Annotated in this window: 21 protein-coding genes and 1 other annotated feature; of the genes, 13 read left to right on the forward strand and 8 right to left on the reverse strand. The window is 38.0% G+C overall.

Annotated features, from left to right (window positions below):
• The first annotated feature begins 9 nt into the window (after positions 1-9).
• The 5 genes from M2M59_RS16455 (at position 10) to M2M59_RS01410 (ending at position 3,971) form a co-directional block, all read left to right on the forward strand.
• The gene (locus M2M59_RS16455; RefSeq protein WP_256467902.1) at positions 10-459 is read left to right on the forward strand and encodes an ATP-binding cassette domain-containing protein; all 450 of its coding nucleotides are present in this window, start codon (positions 10-12) and stop codon (positions 457-459) included.
• Between the two features lie 321 nt (positions 460-780).
• Positions 781-1,221, forward strand: a complete 441-nt coding sequence (locus M2M59_RS01395; protein WP_249775242.1) for a DUF4279 domain-containing protein — start codon at positions 781-783, stop codon at positions 1,219-1,221.
• A gap of 39 nt (positions 1,222-1,260) precedes the next feature.
• Positions 1,261-1,524: a binding site (T-box leader), on the forward strand.
• Between the two features lie 62 nt (positions 1,525-1,586).
• Positions 1,587-2,786 (forward strand): MFS transporter, encoded by a 1,200-nt coding sequence (locus tag M2M59_RS01400; RefSeq protein ID WP_249775243.1) that lies wholly within the window; start codon positions 1,587-1,589, stop codon positions 2,784-2,786.
• Positions 2,787-3,117: 331 nt separating this feature from the next.
• Positions 3,118-3,672 carry a GrpB family protein gene (locus tag M2M59_RS01405; protein WP_249775244.1) on the forward strand — a complete coding sequence of 185 codons (555 nt, stop codon included), beginning with the start codon at positions 3,118-3,120 and terminating at the stop codon, positions 3,670-3,672.
• 29 nt (positions 3,673-3,701) lie between these two features.
• Positions 3,702-3,971: a hypothetical protein gene (locus M2M59_RS01410; protein ID WP_066791635.1), complete on the forward strand. Its 270-nt coding sequence runs from the start codon at positions 3,702-3,704 to the stop codon at positions 3,969-3,971.
• A 35-nt stretch (positions 3,972-4,006) separates the two neighbouring features.
• Here the strand turns inward: M2M59_RS01410 and M2M59_RS01415 are convergent, their stop codons facing one another.
• From M2M59_RS01415 to M2M59_RS01425, 3 genes are all read right to left on the reverse strand, one after another.
• Positions 4,007-4,453, reverse strand: a complete 447-nt coding sequence (locus tag M2M59_RS01415; RefSeq protein ID WP_249775245.1) for a hypothetical protein — start codon at positions 4,451-4,453, stop codon at positions 4,007-4,009.
• 130 nt (positions 4,454-4,583) lie between these two features.
• Positions 4,584-5,276: a bacillithiol biosynthesis deacetylase BshB2 gene (gene bshB2 / locus M2M59_RS01420; protein ID WP_147195501.1), complete on the reverse strand. Its 693-nt coding sequence runs from the start codon at positions 5,274-5,276 to the stop codon at positions 4,584-4,586.
• Positions 5,277-5,302: 26 nt separating this feature from the next.
• Positions 5,303-5,656 carry a YojF family protein gene (locus tag M2M59_RS01425; protein ID WP_066791641.1) on the reverse strand — a complete coding sequence of 118 codons (354 nt, stop codon included), beginning with the start codon at positions 5,654-5,656 and terminating at the stop codon, positions 5,303-5,305.
• A gap of 188 nt (positions 5,657-5,844) precedes the next feature.
• Between M2M59_RS01425 and M2M59_RS01430 the strand changes: the two genes are divergently transcribed.
• Entirely contained in the window at positions 5,845-7,290 is a 1,446-nt protein-coding gene (locus M2M59_RS01430; RefSeq protein ID WP_249775246.1) for a magnesium transporter CorA family protein, read from the forward strand.
• Between the two features lie 83 nt (positions 7,291-7,373).
• On the opposite strand, the gene thiD is transcribed toward M2M59_RS01430, so the two are convergent.
• A complete protein-coding gene (gene thiD / locus M2M59_RS01435) occupies positions 7,374-8,207 on the reverse strand; it encodes a bifunctional hydroxymethylpyrimidine kinase/phosphomethylpyrimidine kinase (RefSeq protein WP_147195497.1) in 834 nt (277 codons plus the stop codon).
• Between the two features lie 277 nt (positions 8,208-8,484).
• Between thiD and M2M59_RS01440 the strand changes: the two genes are divergently transcribed.
• From M2M59_RS01440 to M2M59_RS01455, 4 genes are all read left to right on the forward strand, one after another.
• Positions 8,485-9,222, forward strand: a complete 738-nt coding sequence (locus M2M59_RS01440) for a DUF4230 domain-containing protein (RefSeq protein WP_066791646.1) — start codon at positions 8,485-8,487, stop codon at positions 9,220-9,222.
• A 4-nt stretch (positions 9,223-9,226) separates the two neighbouring features.
• Positions 9,227-9,910 carry a uracil-DNA glycosylase gene (locus M2M59_RS01445; RefSeq protein ID WP_249775247.1) on the forward strand — a complete coding sequence of 228 codons (684 nt, stop codon included), beginning with the start codon at positions 9,227-9,229 and terminating at the stop codon, positions 9,908-9,910.
• A 78-nt stretch (positions 9,911-9,988) separates the two neighbouring features.
• Complete coding sequence (locus M2M59_RS01450; protein WP_249775248.1) at positions 9,989-10,276, forward strand: YwdI family protein; 288 nt, start codon at positions 9,989-9,991, stop codon at positions 10,274-10,276.
• Between the two features lie 18 nt (positions 10,277-10,294).
• Positions 10,295-10,675: a DUF423 domain-containing protein gene (locus M2M59_RS01455; protein ID WP_066791652.1), complete on the forward strand. Its 381-nt coding sequence runs from the start codon at positions 10,295-10,297 to the stop codon at positions 10,673-10,675.
• 72 nt (positions 10,676-10,747) lie between these two features.
• Here the strand turns inward: M2M59_RS01455 and gerQ are convergent, their stop codons facing one another.
• Together gerQ and M2M59_RS01465 are read right to left on the reverse strand one after the other, a co-directional pair.
• A complete protein-coding gene (gene gerQ, locus M2M59_RS01460) occupies positions 10,748-11,128 on the reverse strand; it encodes a spore coat protein GerQ (RefSeq protein WP_066791654.1) in 381 nt (126 codons plus the stop codon).
• 20 nt (positions 11,129-11,148) lie between these two features.
• A complete protein-coding gene (locus M2M59_RS01465; RefSeq protein ID WP_066791656.1) occupies positions 11,149-11,568 on the reverse strand; it encodes a cell wall hydrolase in 420 nt (139 codons plus the stop codon).
• Positions 11,569-11,821: 253 nt separating this feature from the next.
• Between M2M59_RS01465 and M2M59_RS01470 the strand changes: the two genes are divergently transcribed.
• Complete coding sequence (locus tag M2M59_RS01470) at positions 11,822-12,586, forward strand: HAD-IIB family hydrolase (RefSeq protein ID WP_147195489.1); 765 nt, start codon at positions 11,822-11,824, stop codon at positions 12,584-12,586.
• 43 nt (positions 12,587-12,629) lie between these two features.
• Here the strand turns inward: M2M59_RS01470 and hemQ are convergent, their stop codons facing one another.
• The gene (hemQ, locus tag M2M59_RS01475; RefSeq protein ID WP_147195487.1) at positions 12,630-13,400 is read right to left on the reverse strand and encodes a hydrogen peroxide-dependent heme synthase; all 771 of its coding nucleotides are present in this window, start codon (positions 13,398-13,400) and stop codon (positions 12,630-12,632) included.
• Positions 13,401-13,638: 238 nt separating this feature from the next.
• Between hemQ and M2M59_RS01480 the strand changes: the two genes are divergently transcribed.
• Complete coding sequence (locus tag M2M59_RS01480; RefSeq protein WP_249775249.1) at positions 13,639-14,475, forward strand: octanoyl-[GcvH]:protein N-octanoyltransferase; 837 nt, start codon at positions 13,639-13,641, stop codon at positions 14,473-14,475.
• Positions 14,476-14,694: 219 nt separating this feature from the next.
• Here M2M59_RS01480 and M2M59_RS01485 read toward each other — a convergent pair whose 3' ends face one another.
• Complete coding sequence (locus M2M59_RS01485; RefSeq protein ID WP_066791663.1) at positions 14,695-15,339, reverse strand: RsfA family transcriptional regulator; 645 nt, start codon at positions 15,337-15,339, stop codon at positions 14,695-14,697.
• Positions 15,340-15,609: 270 nt separating this feature from the next.
• Here M2M59_RS01485 and M2M59_RS01490 point away from each other — a divergent pair, with 270 nt between their 5' ends.
• Positions 15,610-15,864: a YuzB family protein gene (locus M2M59_RS01490; protein ID WP_066791665.1), complete on the forward strand. Its 255-nt coding sequence runs from the start codon at positions 15,610-15,612 to the stop codon at positions 15,862-15,864.
• Positions 15,865-15,879 lie beyond the last annotated feature (15 nt).

The raw sequence follows: 15,879 nt of genomic DNA on the forward strand, positions 1-15,879 counted from the left end.
GGAAGCAATTTGAAAATTGGCTATCTGGCCCAGCAGTTCGGACAATTTAATAAAGAAGAGCGATTAATTGAAGCCTTTCGTCGTGATGTTTCAATGACGGAATACGAGGCACGCCATATGCTCGCACAATTTTTATTTTATGGTCATGATGTGTTTAAAAAGGTAGAACAATTGAGTGGTGGAGAAAAGATGCGACTGAGATTAGCTCAGTTGATGGTTCAACAATGTAATGTGCTTGTGTTGGATGAACCTACAAATCACCTTGACATTGAATCGCGTGAAGCACTTGAAGAGGCGATTGAAAAATTTGACGGTACAATAGTAGCGATTAGTCATGATCGATACTTTTTACAAAAGCTGTTCACCAAAACAGCTTGGCTAGAAAATCAGCAATTAACATTGCATGATGGCCCATTTGAGTGGGCAAAAATAAAGCAGAAAAAGTTATACAACGAATAAAATTGAAAAAAATCTTTGTAAGAGGAATTCTTAAACCCTAAAATATATATACTACATTTTAGGGTTTTTCTATATAGTGGATGACCATTGGTTATATGCCCGTAGGAGAAAACAAGATACATCCCTACTATACTAATCATAAAAAGATTAGAATTCGCCGCAAGAAAAAGGTGCCCACAACTGCCCATTCAATCGATTGGTTTTACATTGAAAAGCTAAAAGAATTTCATGAAGATTTAATGAAGATTTGAGAAAAAGGAAGTGTTAACTTAAGCTAACAAAAACATCGAACAAACTATAATTTTTTTGGAGGAATAACTGTTGGAGAAGACAAAAACACAGGTGAGGGTCTATTTAAGTATATTTGGCGATTCATTTCCCTTAGCAGATATTACTGAAAAATTAGGGATTGAACCTTCTAATACATATAGAAAAGGAGATAGAATTCCCAATCGTTCAAGTAAACTGTTGAGAAAAGAAACTTCGTGGGATTTAGATACGGGCTACCAAGAATCTTTTGATGTAGAAGAACAATTACAACAAATTATAATGCCGCTTCGAAATAAGGTATCCATAATTCAGGAGATTAAACAAACTTATTCTGTTGTATGTAAATTTTTTATTGTCATCATTATGGAAGAAGGAGATACCCCTAGTCTTTACTTAGATACGGACGTGATTAATTTTGCATCAAGTATTGGTGCTGAATTTGATATAGATTTATATGCAAACCCTTATGAAGATGATTTTTGTTTGGATTGAATTCTTGTTTTAAATAGTATACGATTTACAGAATTACATATAAAGGCTATGAAAAGAAGAGTAAACGCATGTACTATCTACAGAGACCTCTGGTAGCTGAAAAAGAGGGATAGGAAAGGCGTTGAAACAAGGCTTGGAGCTGTGCATTGGATTTGTTCGCTGGAATAATGATGATGCAACGTATTCTCACGTTACAGAGATAGAGTATCGCAGGTGAGTTATTCACAAAGCCGTACTCGACAAGGCCTCTGCAGCAATGTAGAGATGAACTGGGGTGGCACCGCGATATGACTCGCCCCCAAGATAAATATCTTGGGGGTGAGTTTTTTTATTTTGTTTTACAAAAATAAAATAGGAGTGGTGACATGTTCAGATGGAAGTATCCTTTCATACTATTAGGAGGAATAGGTATTTCAAATGTGGGCGCTTGGGTTTATCTCATTGCATTAAACTTAATTATATTGAATAAAACAGGTTCCCCACTTGCCATTGCTTTATTATATATACTACATCCAATTGCAACTATATGTTCAAATGTTTGGGCAGGTAGTCTAATTGATCGGGTAAATACAAGGCGACTGATGATGGGATTAGATATTTTTCGAGCAATATGTATTGCGTTCATTCCATTTTTACCGTCACTGATTTATGTTTATATACTAGCGTTTATCATTAATATGGGAAGTGCTATTTTTCAACCTACCTCTATGGTTTATATGACTAAACTAATACCTGAAGCTGATCGGCAACGGTTTAACGCACTTCGTAGTTTTATCAACTCATGTGGCTCACTAATAGGCCCTGCCATTGCTGGGATGTTATTTTGGATGGGCACTCCTTATACGGCTATTCATATAAATGCAGTAGCATTACTGTTTTCAGCTCTAATTATAAAGATGCTACCTAATGTGGACTCGAGGCTTAAAGAAACAGAGAGGCAAAGAATTACATGGCAATTGATAAAAAAAGATTTTCGAGTTGTTTTTCATTTCAGTAGAAGTAATACCTATGTCGTAAAAATATATTTATTATTTAGTGGTACTACTATAATCATGACCGCAATAGATTCGCTCGAAGCAGCTTTTGCTAAAGGCGTACTTTCAATGTCAGACACCAATTATGGGTTTTTATTAAGTGTCTTTGGAGGCGGAATAATAATAGGTTCAATTATTAATTCCCTCTATTCAAAAAAACTTGCAGTTAATCTTTTAATAGGTATGGGCACAATTTCCACTTCAATTGGTTATATAATATTTTATAGTTCGGATGGCTTTTTTTGTGCAACGCCTGGTGTATTTTTAATAGGAATTGCTGTGACGTTTGCTAATACAGGGTATATGACTTTCTACCAAAATCATGTTCCTGTCGGGATGATGGGTAGATTTGAAAGCCTTTTTAGTGTGATGGAAGCAGGTTTTATTGTTGTTGTAACTGTTTTACTAGGCTTTGCAGCTGAATTAACTTCGATCCGGCCTGTAGGGTTAATAGGCTCCTTTGCCTTTCTGATTTTAGGGTTATTGGCATGGAAAGCTGTAACAGGTGAAAAGAGGAAGGAATACTTTTAAAAAAGTGCTTCTTCTTTAAATAGTTATTATAAAAGGCTTGACCAATAAAATGATTGGCATACCTTTTGTGTTTCCATTTTAAAAGCTTATATAGAAAAGGAACTTCTGTATTTCAGGCTTTTCGAATATGGAAAAAGGGAGTAATTATATTATTAGGGTTACTCAGGTATAGATTGAGGTCACTCAGGCGTGGATTCGGGCCACTCGGCAGATTATTAAGGCCACTCATGACACAATTGAGGTCACTCAAGCCCAGAACTATAAGTGTTTTAGCTAATTCATAAACTACAATAATAGCGTGAAGGTCTTTTATACAAAGAGGTGCCTCTTAATGAGAAAAGTTGAAGTGAAACCATATAACGAGTGCTGGAATTCAATGTTTGAGGTAGAAGCAAATTTATTGTATAAGATATTCGGTTCCGAAATCATTGATATTCACCATATTGGCAGTACATCTGTAAAAGGACTAAAAGCAAAGCCAATCATTGATATAATGCCTGTGGTTAAAGATGTAAATAGAATTGATGAATTTAATACTTCTATGATGGCCATTGGTTATGTGTCAAAAGGAGAAAATGGGATTGATCAAAGACGATACTTTCAAAAAGGCGGAGAGCTTCGAACCCATCACCTTCATTTTTACCAATTAGATAACCCCAATATTAAACGTCATCTGGCTTTTCGTGATTACCTGAGGTCACATCCAGATGTCGCTAAAAAATATGGAGATGTGAAAGTGAGCCTCTCCAAACGTTTTCCTTACGACATTGAGTCATATATTAAAGGAAAAGAGCAGCTAGTCTTGGAGATTGAACAAAAGGCAATTGCTTGGTATCAATGCATAAAGCAACCAGACAGTAAAAATCCCCCTACATTTCAACTGTAGGCTATTACCGATCAGGAGAGAAATATTGAATGAATATATATATGTTGATTATAAGCTCCATATTTTTATTATTTATTGCAGGCAATGCTTTTTATGTAACTTTTAAAAGATTTAAAGAGGACGACGATTTTATTCTTAATACTTTAGATTGGATTGATTCGTTGTTTAGTGTTCTCTTATTCATTTCTGAGAAATTGACAACAACAAAATATCATATTGTGATCTTTAAAATGCTCTCCTTTATATTTGGGCTGATCTTTTTAGGCTTTACTGTTTTATTATGGTTTCTTTTTATTTAATCAGAAGTGATAGTAGCAAAAAAAGAAGCTGAGCTTTAACGGATTTCAATTGCAAAAGCATAGCTTGCGCTGCCTTTCTCCCAGTTTGCAGATACATCATACACATACATTCCTTTTTCTTGTGGCAAGACAATTGTATTTTTATTTAACTCCACATCTTCAACTTGGTTATTTGGAAGCCATTTGCTTACGGATATCGTATTCTTTTTAGGTTCGTTTTTAAATACTATTTTCAATTTGGATGAGGGAGAAGCAATCACAGGTGTGAGATTTTCGCTTTTAATGAGTTCAGGAGGGGGTATAGTATCAACACATTCACTGCTAATAAGTCCTTCCCAACAATAAGAGCCTCTAACTTTCGCAACATTTTCATGCCCAGCACGAATAATGGGGAGGGGTGGCTTACTATTAAGCAGGCTATTAACGTAAAATCCTCCAGCGATCACAAGAATCAATAAGAATGCCATTATTATTTTTTTCATAGATTACCCCTTTTTGAATATTATTCCAGTTAAATGTAACATAGGAATGGTATATTTCTCAATAGGGGATTCTTTGATTTAAAAAAGCCCAGTTTCCTTGTAGACTGGGCTTTTCAACACGTATTAAAAGTTAAAAACTATCTTCAAAATCTTCATCAAAGCGATAGCTGTAGAAATGCTCGTTTGTAAACCAATTATTTTCTGCAGTTGCGCCTTCTTCTTTGCGTTTTTCTTCTTCTTGAAGCATCCAGCCTGTTTGTGAAATATGGGCTCTCATAGAGTTCATTTTTTCCTCGCGCACATCGTGAATATCATTAATAATATCCGGGTTACCCAGTTCTGCTACTGTGTTGTTGGCGAATGCCACGCAGTATAGTCTTGGGCGATCGCTCTCAGGCATGCGGCGTACAGCGCGGATGACAGCTCTAGCAGTCGCTTCATGATCAGGGTGAACCGCATAATTTGGATAGAAAGTGATGATTAATGAAGGGTTGAGTTCCTCAATTAAATTAGTCATCATGGCAACCATTTCTTCATCATCTTCAAATTCAACTGTTTTATCACGAAGGCCCATCATACGTAAGTCTTTGATGCCAATGGCTTCACACGATGCTTGAAGTTCCTTTTTACGGATTAATGGCAATTCTTCGCGTGTTGTAAATGGAGGATTGCCGAGGTTGCGTCCCATTTCTCCAAGAGTTAGGCAAGCATATGTGATAGGTGTGCCAGCTTTCGCATATTGCGCCAATGTGCCGGAAACTCCGAATGCTTCGTCATCAGGGTGTGGGAACACAACAAGTATTTGACGTTCAGGTTGTAACATATTCAAAACTCCTTTTAATTTGGAAATTAATATGCGAATGGTGTTTCGCTGATTTCAAGCGCAATAGCTAATTTACCATCATAGCCATGGCCGGCCATAAGCAAACGATTTTGATCATCGAGCTCAAAATGCGTAATTCCTTGGGCATACACCCAGCCGCCATTCGATAGTTTTAAACCCACGCGATGGGGTACATCAGGCGTCACTTTACCAAGTTCATAACGAATTAGTACATTGCGGATAAATGTGCCCGCATTGAATACTTTTTCATCGAAGTGAGAGGCATAAGCCCCATTCGTTGTTTCTAAGTGTATATAGACATCTTTATTCGCAAAGGAATTCAGAAGGTCCTGAAGTTTTTGTAGATTAACTGTTTCCATCTAATTATATGCTCCTCTCAAAAAGAGGCCTTATCGCAATACCTAGCGATAAACTGCCACTGATTTAAGTACTACTATAGTATAGAGAAAAAAAGGATGAAATGCGATTCACACGCACTGTTTGCTCATTTAGTAAATGTTTATAAAAGAACAAACTATGGGAATACTAAAGGGTAGGGGGTGAGTTTATGCACTTTACAACACCAGTTTTAGAGGAAGAAACAAAAATAGCAAATGCTTGGATGACAGCTATGCTGCCATTTTCTTTTATGACCAAAAAGGAGATAGCGCTATCTGAGGAATTGCTCGGCAACGGCTACAGCTTTTTTAATCTCAATGATAAGAAGCAGCAATCTGAATTTTATGGTGACATCGAATTATCAAGTATTGCCCTTAAGCAAAATTTTTTATCCTACATAGAGCGGAGGCTGTTTCCGAAAAATATACGAGATGATGGTTTTCAGCGTTTCTCTAAGGAAATTTCGAAGACAGGTAGCCTCCAAATTCACGACAGACACTATCTTTTTACTATACTTAGCATTGATATTACCCTATGTCCATTTGGAATTGGCTTTGTATCGATTCGTGTGAAATTAGAGGATGTTAATTTATTTTCCGATGCACTTGATTTCATGCATCACTTTCGCATTCTAGAGCCTAAAACAAATAACCAATTAGGGATGGAAGTCCAATATGATGGAGAACCATTTACTTGTATACACGATTTTATTATGAAGCATCTTTGCCCTGAAATTCAAAAATATACGGTTCATGATGACCGTCGGGACGGTTACTTTGGTAGTCTTCCTTACTTTGAAGATGAGCGAATGCTTGTCACAAATTATATTGAGTTGGATGAAGATCAATTGCCAATTGAACAACTCTATAGAGCCAGCCAATTGGATGGGTACACGGAAGAATCTGTTCCCTTTATCTCTGCAGCTAATACAGAGCATATGGAGGAGTACCTAAAAACGCGTGTGAACACACGCTATATGCCTAAGTTATGTGACATAACAACAGAACATGTCCAAACAACGATTGTCTATCGTGATACAACAGAGGCTTTTAGAGAAAAAGCAAGAGTTCGATTTATGGGCGTTCACTATTACACCATCTTACTTCATTACTTTTACAAATTAACACTACTCGAACTCTCCTTCCGGTATTGTGAGCTAGCTTGGAAAAAGGATGAAATTTATGTAGAGAAATTAATGCAGTTGATTACCATGTTTTCTTCTAAATATTACTTCCAAGAGGTCAGCAGCCGTTCATCAAGTCGTGAAATGTCGAAGCGCTTGAGAGAGATTTTTAAAATCGATGAGCTTTTCAGTGAGGTCTCTAAAACGCTTGATGCCCTTTATGTGAACCAGCAAAAAGCGGCAGACAAAAGGCAAAACTACTTGTTATTTGTATTGACGATGTTTACGGTTGTCTCGGGTATATACGGGATGAACCTGATTATTGAAGAATGGGACGGAAATTATAAGTGGTCGGAAATATTCCATTACAATATTTATGAATGGATTTGTCTGATAACAGCTGTTGGCGGAATTTTAATGACTTTCTTTTTATTATTAAGTACTTTCTACAACTATATAAGGAAAAGATTGCAGTTTTGGCTGAAATATTAAGCATAAAGACATTTTGTCCCAACATAGAGTAAATTAAAAAGCTTCCACCCATTTTGGAGTGGAAGCTTATTTATTGAAGAATACTACAGTTCTGTCACAGTAATTTCAGGTGCGCCATATACATTCTTCGCACCATGCATTACAGGACCGACATATTGATTTAATTTCCAGCCATGTGTAATTGCTGCAGCAACGAATTCTTTTGATTTAATAACCGCTTCTTTGACATCAAGACCATTTGCTAGATTAGCAGTAATGGCAGCAGCGAAAGTGCATCCAGCACCATGATTGTATGTTGTCTCAATTTTAGGCGTTTCTAATAAAAAGTGTTTTTCGCCGTTATAATACAAATCAAATGCTTTGTTTGGATCAATAGAGCGGCCGCCTTTGATGACGACATGCTTAGCGCCAATTGCATGGATTTTCTCAGCAGCTGATTTCATTTCGTCAATGTTTTTTGGTGTTTTCATGCCAGCTAATTGACCAGCTTCGAATAGATTAGGTGTGGTAACTAAAGCAATCGGCAGCAAATGTGAAATCATCGCATCTACATTTCCTGGATTTAATACTTCATCTTCCCCTTTACATACCATTACAGGATCAATAACCACATTTTTAAGATGAGCCTCTTTAATCGCATCGCCGGCAGTAAGAATGACTTCTTCTGTTGATAACATGCCGGTTTTAACTGCATCTATTCCAGTAGAAAAGGCAGTTTTTAGCTGAGCTTTTAGAACATCAATAGGTAATGTATAAACACCATGTGACCAATTTGCATCAGGATCCATAGTAGCAATGACTGTTACAGCAGCCATACCGTAAGTGCCATATTCTTGGAAAGTCTTCAAGTCAGCTTCCAAACCAGCTCCGCCAGAAGCATCAGATCCGGCAATCGTTAATGTTTTCTTTAGTGACATGTTAAACACTCCTTCATAACAAGATAGGACATAGTGTAGGTTGTCCAATAATAAATGCCTCATAAATAATTTCTTTTCCCATCTATTATAGCTGTTAAACTGGCCAGTAAAAATAGCCAGAATGTAGAGAAATGAAAGGGTCAGAAAAGCTGCTAAAAGGATTCATTTAAAAATGATTTTCAGGAACTCTTAAATTTCGACAAAACGTCTACTAACCGCTAAAATAACAATAGTAGTATGCTAGATGGTAGAAAAAGAGTATAAAAGGAGGAAGTTTATGCCAAGAAACAACAAAAAGTTAACTCAATTGTTTAATAAGTATTATCGAGATAATGAACAGGCTGCGACTGTGGTGGAGGGAACCTCAATGCGACGACGCAGCTTTAGAAATATAGTAGTACTGGCTTTATTAAAAAATAAATATATGTGGGCCAGCCTTTTAATTTTATTAGTTATTTTGCTTGTACCTTTTGCTGCTTGGAAAATGATTCAAGGAAGTACTTACCAAGAGCAGAAGGGCTCTTTAGTCGAGCGTATCCAAAATTTAAATGAATTAACGACAGCAGAGGCATTTACAAAAGTTATTATTGAAAAAGAGAACAATGAGTTATTCGGGAAAGAAATCGGTATCGATTTGCCAGGTACAAAGAGAGAGTTATTAGTAGTTGTTCCAGGTGGGGTTAAAGCCGGTGTGGATTTCGAAGATGTTTCAGAAAAAAATGTAAAGCTTGACCAAAAGAACAAGGAAGCAACGATTACCTTGCCTGCCCCAAAGATTCTTGGTGAACCAGAAGTAGATTTTGATAATGTGCAAGTATTCTCCAGCGAAGGTCTTTTTCGTAACAAACCAGATATGAAAGAAGCCTTTGGTTTAACGGCTGAAGCGAAAAGGGAAATGATCAAAGAAGCCAAAACACAGGGATTGTTGAGTAGAGCAAAAAATAATGCCAAAAACTCTGTTGCAGATATGTTTGCTTTAGTTGGCTATGATGTGACCGTAAAATTTAAGGAGTGATACGATGCCAAAAAGAATTTTTGACAACGATTGGCAAGAAATCGTCGGCGCAGAGTTTGATAAGCCTTACTATCAAAAGCTGCGCGATTTCTTAAAAGAAGAATATGCCACACATACTGTATATCCACCAATGGAGGATATATGGAATGCGTTCCGTTATACGCCTTACCATGAAGTGAAGGTAGTTATGCTTGGGCAGGATCCGTATCACGGTCCGAATCAAGCACAAGGTTTAAGCTTTTCAGTAAAAGATGGTGTGCGAAAACCGCCAAGCCTGCAAAATATGCTGAAAGAATTACACGAGGATCTTGGATTTGACATACCAAAGGATGGGTCACTGATTAAATGGGCAAAGCAAGGCGTACTCTTATTGAACACTGTACTGACTGTTCGAGCGCATGAAGCACATTCGCACAAAAATCAAGGATGGGAACAGTTTACTGACACTGTCATAGAAAAACTGTCAGAACGGCAAGAGCCGATTGTGTTTGTCCTTTGGGGAAAACCGGCACAGCAAAAGGAAAGATTAATTGATACTTCTCGCCATGCCATTATTAAATCACCCCATCCAAGTCCATTAAGTGCACACCGTGGATTTTTTGGTAGCCGCCCGTATTCTAAAATCAATAACCAGCTTCTCTCGTGGGGCGAAGAGCCGATTGACTTCAATTTGACAGATAGTGAGTAGAGACACCCTTCATCTCCACTTCGAAACATGGTAAAGTAATAGTAAAAGAAGTAGTAGTGGATAGGAGAGGGGTATACAATGATTTCTTATGATGCGGTCATCCGCGAACTAGAAAAACATATTCATCAAGCGGGCCAAAGAAGTAATGAAGCTATGATGCGCGAAGAATTGTCCGCTATTCGAGCTTTATGTGACCTAGCGCTGCAAAGTGACAAATCACCGACACCTCATACCGTTATGCCAAAGATGATAGGGGAGACCGTACAAGACTTGTCCCATTCATCCGTTTCTTCCATGCCTAAATCGCTCACAGCCAATAAGCTGGAAGAAGAAGATGCGAACGGTGATTCACTATTTGATTTTTAGAAGGGATTGTCATATAAAATGAGTTTTTATATTTTAATTGGTGCTATACTCGCATTCTTAGCAGTAGCATTCGGAGCATTTGGCGCTCATGCGTTAAAAGACGTTTTGACAGACCACTATGCGACAGTGTATGAAACAGCCGTTCAATACCAAATGTTTCATGCAGTAGGTCTTATTTTGATAGGGATTTTAATGAGTAAAAGTTTATTTGGTCCCATTCCCTTGCTATCACGTGCAGGCATGATTATGCTGATCGGTACGATTGTATTCTCTGGTAGCCTGTATGTACTGGCAGTTACTCAAATTAAAGTGCTTGGCGCAATTACACCAATCGGAGGCGTCTTATTTTTAATTGCTTGGGTATTGGTTATGATTGCTGCAGTAAAGTTCGGTAAATAGTATTAGTCAATAATAAAAATGCCAAGTTTGTTTAATACTTGGCATTTTTGGTGTGTTCAATCAGTTCATTTTTTAAGGAGTTTGGTCAAAATACTGTAACGGTTCATCGAATTCCGCATAATCAAAGTAAATCATCGGCATAAGAAAACGATGATTTGTTTTGATATCGCGTAAAATAACATGATCTCGTCCGGCAGCTTCAATTACCCCTCTAATAATGACCACATTTTGTCCTTGAGCTGTTGCATGCTCAAATGAAAAGTGGAAAGTTCCCGGCTTACTTCTGTTTAAACGCATAATATTTTCGATGTATGACTGCTCTCTGCCCAAGTGCAGACCCCCGGTTGCTGGTCCCTGGCTAGGAGTTGTTTGTACGGTGCCTGTTGGAATAGTCACACCGCCTGCTGGGTAAGTCTGTTGTTGATAGTTCGGTGTCCAATAATATTGAACCATTTCATCTTCCCTTCTTCTATTTATACTTGCGGGCAGTCAGCTTCTGTAGGCGCATAGAAACAATGCGATTTATATCGCCCGGTGTTCCATTGTCCATACCATTGCGCAGGGCAGTCGCCAGTTGGCTTAAAGAACCATAGTCCTCGGGTTGCTGGGTGAAAACGTTCTCCGTTAATGGTTCTTTGGGCTAAACGACGATCTTGCTCTCTTGCACGTTGATAAAAGTAGCTCTTCGTTGTAGCTTCAAAGCCACCCGGACTCTGAAAAACCATTTGTTGAAGATTTCTCACATCACGGAAATCTAAACAATCTGCAAGGACTCGATTGACGCCCACGTTTCCGACCATTAACATTCCTAGTTCTCCTTCGCCTTCAGCTTCTGCCCGCATAAGTCGTGCTAAAAGGTCAAGTTCTTTTGATGTACTTTTGATGACAGGCATAACATAACCTCCTCTTCTTTATATATGCGTAGAAGATAAAATAAGAACCACCATAAACGTATAATTTGAATAGAAGAGGGGAAATAATGTAAAACGGGAGATTAGGTGTGTGGAACCTGCTTTAGTCTTTTTTTCTTTGTTCTTTATTATCCTGTGCCTCTCTGTTAATTTCCAAGTCTGTTGAGAAACGGCTTACCTGCTACTGATAGGTAAAATCCTCCAGAGAATGTTATATAGAAAGAAGTGTTGAGCCATGCAATTTGTCTTTGATTTAGAGGGAACAATCTGTTTTGAAGATCAGCCTGTGCCAGATTCAATTACGTACAGTTTAGAATGCTTGGTCCAAAAAGGACATGAGGTTATTTTTTCTTCGAGCCGTCCTATTCGCGATATGTTACCATTGTTGGCCAAAAGATTTCACGGCAACAAAATGATAGGGCGAAATGGGGCCATTCTCTGCCATAATGGAAACGTAAAGCCGAATGTTGTATTTGATGAAGAAACATTAGAGAGTATTCGGTTATTGATGAAAGAATATAAAGTAACTTATTTCATAGAAGGCGAGTGGGATTATTCATATACTGGTCCAGCTGACCACCCGATTGCTGAAACGATCGATCCTAATGGCCTTGGGGTTAATAAACCCTTAGATAAGCTTGAACATGTTGTAAAGATTACGATTGTCACGTCATTTAATATGGCGATTCTGCGTAAAAAACTAGATGAATTAAACGTGATTATCCATACACATTACCAACTAGGTATGCTTGATATCACACCATGTGGCATTCAAAAGTGGAAAGCATTAAAAAAGCTGGGCATTGAGAAAGGGGCATACATTACCTTTGGTGATGATGAGTATGATATTCCGGTTTTTGAGCATGCGAAGCACAGTGTCATGGTAGGTGATCATCCGCTGTTAGCGCTATATGCGGATGAATGCATATCAAAGAATCAGCCAATTGAGGAGCAAATTGTAGAAAAGCTTGAAGAATTGGATCAGCGATTTGCCTATTAAAAAAGACCAGCCATCTCATAATATGAGAGCTGGTCTTTTCGTATTAATCTTTAATCGCTAAAAATTTCTCTAATTTTTCGTTGTCCATAATATTGCCGACGAAGAATTCACCGAAATCAGCGTAGCGTGCTGACACTTCATCAAAACGCATTTCATAAATCAATTTTTTGAATTCCAATACATCATGTGCAAATAATGTAACGCCCCATTCGTGGTCATCGAAACCAATAGAACCAGAAATGATTTGCTTTACTTTTCCTGCATAGCTGCGGCCGATTAGTCCGTGGGAGTGCATTAATTTACGACGTTCATCCATTTCTAACATATACCAGTTAGCGCCTTTTTGGCGGCGTTTGTCCATTGGGTAGAAACAGATATGTTCCCAACGAGGCAATTCAGGATATAGGCGTGCACGCACATGCGGGTTTTGATATGGATCTTCAGCAGGACCATCATCTTTAGGCTTGCCTGCTAAATAGTTGGAAAGCTCCACTACTGAAACATAGGAATAAGTAGGGATTGTGAAATCAGCAATCGCAAGTTTATTGAATTCATTTTCAAGTTCTTGCAATTCTTCCATTGTTTCACGTAATGTCATAATTACGAAATCAGCTTTTTGTCCTACGATCGAGTAGAATGCATGGCTGCCTGTTTTGTTTTCGTCCGCTTCGTTCAGCTTATCAAGATATTGAATAAATTCATCAACAGCTGCTTTGCGTTCTTCTTTCGAAACTAATTTCCATGATGTCCAGTCCATTGCACGAAAATCATGCAATACGTACCAGCCGTCAAGTGTTTGTGCTGCTTCAATCATTGTAAGAAACACTCCTTTAAACTCTAAAATCAATACTCCCTCATTTTAACAGAAATAAAGCGAAACTTCACTTAGTGAAAGCTCTTCAAGCTACTGATATACTCTTTTATGAACGTTTTGAGGCAAGAGTCAGTATTCGTTAGCGCAGAGTGAGAAGAGAGTTTCTTTCACATCTTTGATTCATGTATTATTCGTGAGATAATGAAATAATAATACTAACCATGCAGGAGAAGAGAACATGAAAGATTATTTACATCAAAAAGTTTGGCGTTTTATTGATCAATCTATGAGTGGTATTGACCGTTCTCCATTAGAATCTTTTGCTGCTGATGATACATTATGCCAGTTAGTAGGGCAGGGACAATCTCCTGCTAGTGTGCGAACATGGGTGCATAACGATTCAGTAGTACTGGGGATTCAAGACCATCGTCTACCTCATATAAAAGAGGGCATGGACTTATTAAGCAGTCGAGGCTACGTGCCAATCGTACGGAATTCAGGTGGCCTGGCTGTTGTGATAGATCCTGGTGTCCTAAACATTTCGTTAATTCTATCAGAGCAGGAAGAACGGATTGATATTAATACAGGCTATGAAATTATGGTAGAACTCATCAAAATGCTCTTTCCACAAGTAGCTGACCAAATAGAAGCGTATGAAATTGTCGGCTCTTATTGTCCAGGTTCTTATGATTTAAGCATCAATGGAAAGAAATTTGCAGGCATCTCGCAACGAAGAATGCGCCAAGGAATCGCGGTGCAAATCTATCTGTGCGTAGAAGGAAGCGGTGTAGAGAGAGCTGCATTGATCAAAGATTTTTATCAAGTCAGCTTGCGGGGGGAACAAACAAAATTCCACTACCCTGACATCAAGCCAGAGGTCATGGCTTCACTAAGTGAATTATTAGGCGAAGAGATTACAGTACAGCAAACGGTCATTGAATTGCAAAATCTATTAGCATTACTAAGTGACCAATTAGCCATCGGTCAATTTCAGGAAGAGGAAATTGAATTATATTCATTTTATTTAAAGAGAGTTTTCGAACGAAATCAATCAATGCTACCGATAGATGAGTAGAATACTGTCGATTTCCCGGGAAATAGGTTAAAAACTAGATATCATAAAGAGGCTTGGTCAGAACAAATTTAATAAAATATTTAAATAGCGTGAAGTGGGGGACGGCGTCTCCTACAATATGCGCCGTCTGAAACGGAGCAAAAAGAATAACCGAACAAATGTGACAGTGAAAGTCACATTATAGTTCGGTTTTTTCTTTAGCTAAACTATTTCTTGATATTATTCTTCAATTCCAACGGTTGGTACATCTTCTTTTTTCACAAGATTACCGTTGCGTTCCATCGTAAAGACAGGTGCGATATGTTCATCCTCTGTCCCAAGTGTCATAAGGCGTCTTGCACGATTCATTACTTGCATGAATTGCTCATAGTCTTTTTTCATGTTGCGGTGTTCTTTTTCTAAGCGTAAGACTTCTTTTTCTAATTGTGACGCTTTATCATTTGCAATATTTGCTAGGTGGCGCCATCTTGTCACCTCTTCATCATGAAAATCGCTCTGTTGTAAACGCATTAGATACGCAATAACTAAATCAATTGACATGGCAGATAGAGGGATGGACCTTGTTGTTTCACTATGTTTATCGTTAGGCAATAAGTAGAGACCAGCTGTTCTTCTTCGTACAGTAGTACCGTAGACTCGCATTCTTTCCTTGCGTTCTTTCTTTGCTGAAGATAGTTCTTTCTCATAGTTTTTGCGTACTACTGCATTCCAGCGGAAGCCACAAGCTGCAGCCGTACGGTTAAGTGCATCACCAGCTTCTTCAAAGGCCGTCAGCTGTGTGCTCCCTTCTTTTACATGGCGTAAAACGGCTTCTGCCAATAGTTCGTCGTTTTCTGGTAACCAAGCATCTTGTCTCGTTTTCATTGTTTAAAACCTCCTATTTGTTTCATAGGATTAGCGTAGACAGTTTTACTATTTTTTATTCAATAACTTCTAATAGGTTTAAAAGAAAATGTCTTGAATGAGAGATAGAAAATACGATACACTATAATTAATATGAACTAAAAGAGCGTTATGACTTGAAAGCGGGAGAGTCCGCCTGCAGCGGAAATGCAGTATAGTAAGTATAAAAATTAGTTCATTTTTAGAATGATACTAACTTGAAATTGAGATATAGAAAGGGTTGGAGACAAAATGGCAAACGAATTTCGTGTTTGCGATGAGTGTCAAGCCGTTAATTTAAAAACATTAATACCTAAGTTAAAGACGGTAGATCCAGATGCAGTGATTGATATCAAATGTCAATCTTATTGTGGGCCGGGTCTTCGAAAAACATTCACAATCGTAAATAATCGTCCATGTGCAGCACATACAGAAGAAGAATTGATTCCCAAAGTAGTAGCTAAATTAAAGTCTCAAAAGAAGCTGCCAGAAAGTTATCAAGAATAAATATGTACAATTACT

This window comes from Rummeliibacillus sp. G93 (genome assembly GCF_023515935.1).
Classification (GTDB): Bacteria; Bacillota; Bacilli; order Bacillales_A; family Planococcaceae; genus Rummeliibacillus; species Rummeliibacillus stabekisii.

What these genes read in the sequence shown, in the direction of transcription:
- M2M59_RS01400 (WP_249775243.1), top strand. Translation starts at nt 1,587, where the DNA reads ATGTTCAGATGGAAGTATCCTTTCATACTATTAGGAGGAATAGGTATT.
- M2M59_RS01405 (WP_249775244.1), top strand. Translation starts at nt 3,118, where the DNA reads ATGAGAAAAGTTGAAGTGAAACCATATAACGAGTGCTGGAATTCAATG.
- M2M59_RS01410 (WP_066791635.1), top strand. Translation starts at nt 3,702, where the DNA reads ATGAATATATATATGTTGATTATAAGCTCCATATTTTTATTATTTATT.
- M2M59_RS01415 (WP_249775245.1), bottom strand. Translation starts at nt 4,453, where the DNA reads ATGAAAAAAATAATAATGGCATTCTTATTGATTCTTGTGATCGCTGGA.
- bshB2 (WP_147195501.1), bottom strand. Translation starts at nt 5,276, where the DNA reads ATGTTACAACCTGAACGTCAAATACTTGTTGTGTTCCCACACCCTGAT.
- M2M59_RS01425 (WP_066791641.1), bottom strand. Translation starts at nt 5,656, where the DNA reads ATGGAAACAGTTAATCTACAAAAACTTCAGGACCTTCTGAATTCCTTT.
- M2M59_RS01430 (WP_249775246.1), top strand. Translation starts at nt 5,845, where the DNA reads ATGCACTTTACAACACCAGTTTTAGAGGAAGAAACAAAAATAGCAAAT.
- thiD (WP_147195497.1), bottom strand. Translation starts at nt 8,207, where the DNA reads ATGTCACTAAAGAAAACATTAACGATTGCCGGATCTGATGCTTCTGGC.
- M2M59_RS01440 (WP_066791646.1), top strand. Translation starts at nt 8,485, where the DNA reads ATGCCAAGAAACAACAAAAAGTTAACTCAATTGTTTAATAAGTATTAT.
- M2M59_RS01445 (WP_249775247.1), top strand. Translation starts at nt 9,227, where the DNA reads ATGCCAAAAAGAATTTTTGACAACGATTGGCAAGAAATCGTCGGCGCA.
- M2M59_RS01450 (WP_249775248.1), top strand. Translation starts at nt 9,989, where the DNA reads ATGATTTCTTATGATGCGGTCATCCGCGAACTAGAAAAACATATTCAT.
- M2M59_RS01455 (WP_066791652.1), top strand. Translation starts at nt 10,295, where the DNA reads ATGAGTTTTTATATTTTAATTGGTGCTATACTCGCATTCTTAGCAGTA.
- gerQ (WP_066791654.1), bottom strand. Translation starts at nt 11,128, where the DNA reads ATGGTTCAATATTATTGGACACCGAACTATCAACAACAGACTTACCCA.
- M2M59_RS01465 (WP_066791656.1), bottom strand. Translation starts at nt 11,568, where the DNA reads ATGCCTGTCATCAAAAGTACATCAAAAGAACTTGACCTTTTAGCACGA.
- M2M59_RS01470 (WP_147195489.1), top strand. Translation starts at nt 11,822, where the DNA reads ATGCAATTTGTCTTTGATTTAGAGGGAACAATCTGTTTTGAAGATCAG.
- hemQ (WP_147195487.1), bottom strand. Translation starts at nt 13,400, where the DNA reads ATGATTGAAGCAGCACAAACACTTGACGGCTGGTACGTATTGCATGAT.
- M2M59_RS01480 (WP_249775249.1), top strand. Translation starts at nt 13,639, where the DNA reads ATGAAAGATTATTTACATCAAAAAGTTTGGCGTTTTATTGATCAATCT.
- M2M59_RS01485 (WP_066791663.1), bottom strand. Translation starts at nt 15,339, where the DNA reads ATGAAAACGAGACAAGATGCTTGGTTACCAGAAAACGACGAACTATTG.
- M2M59_RS01490 (WP_066791665.1), top strand. Translation starts at nt 15,610, where the DNA reads ATGGCAAACGAATTTCGTGTTTGCGATGAGTGTCAAGCCGTTAATTTA.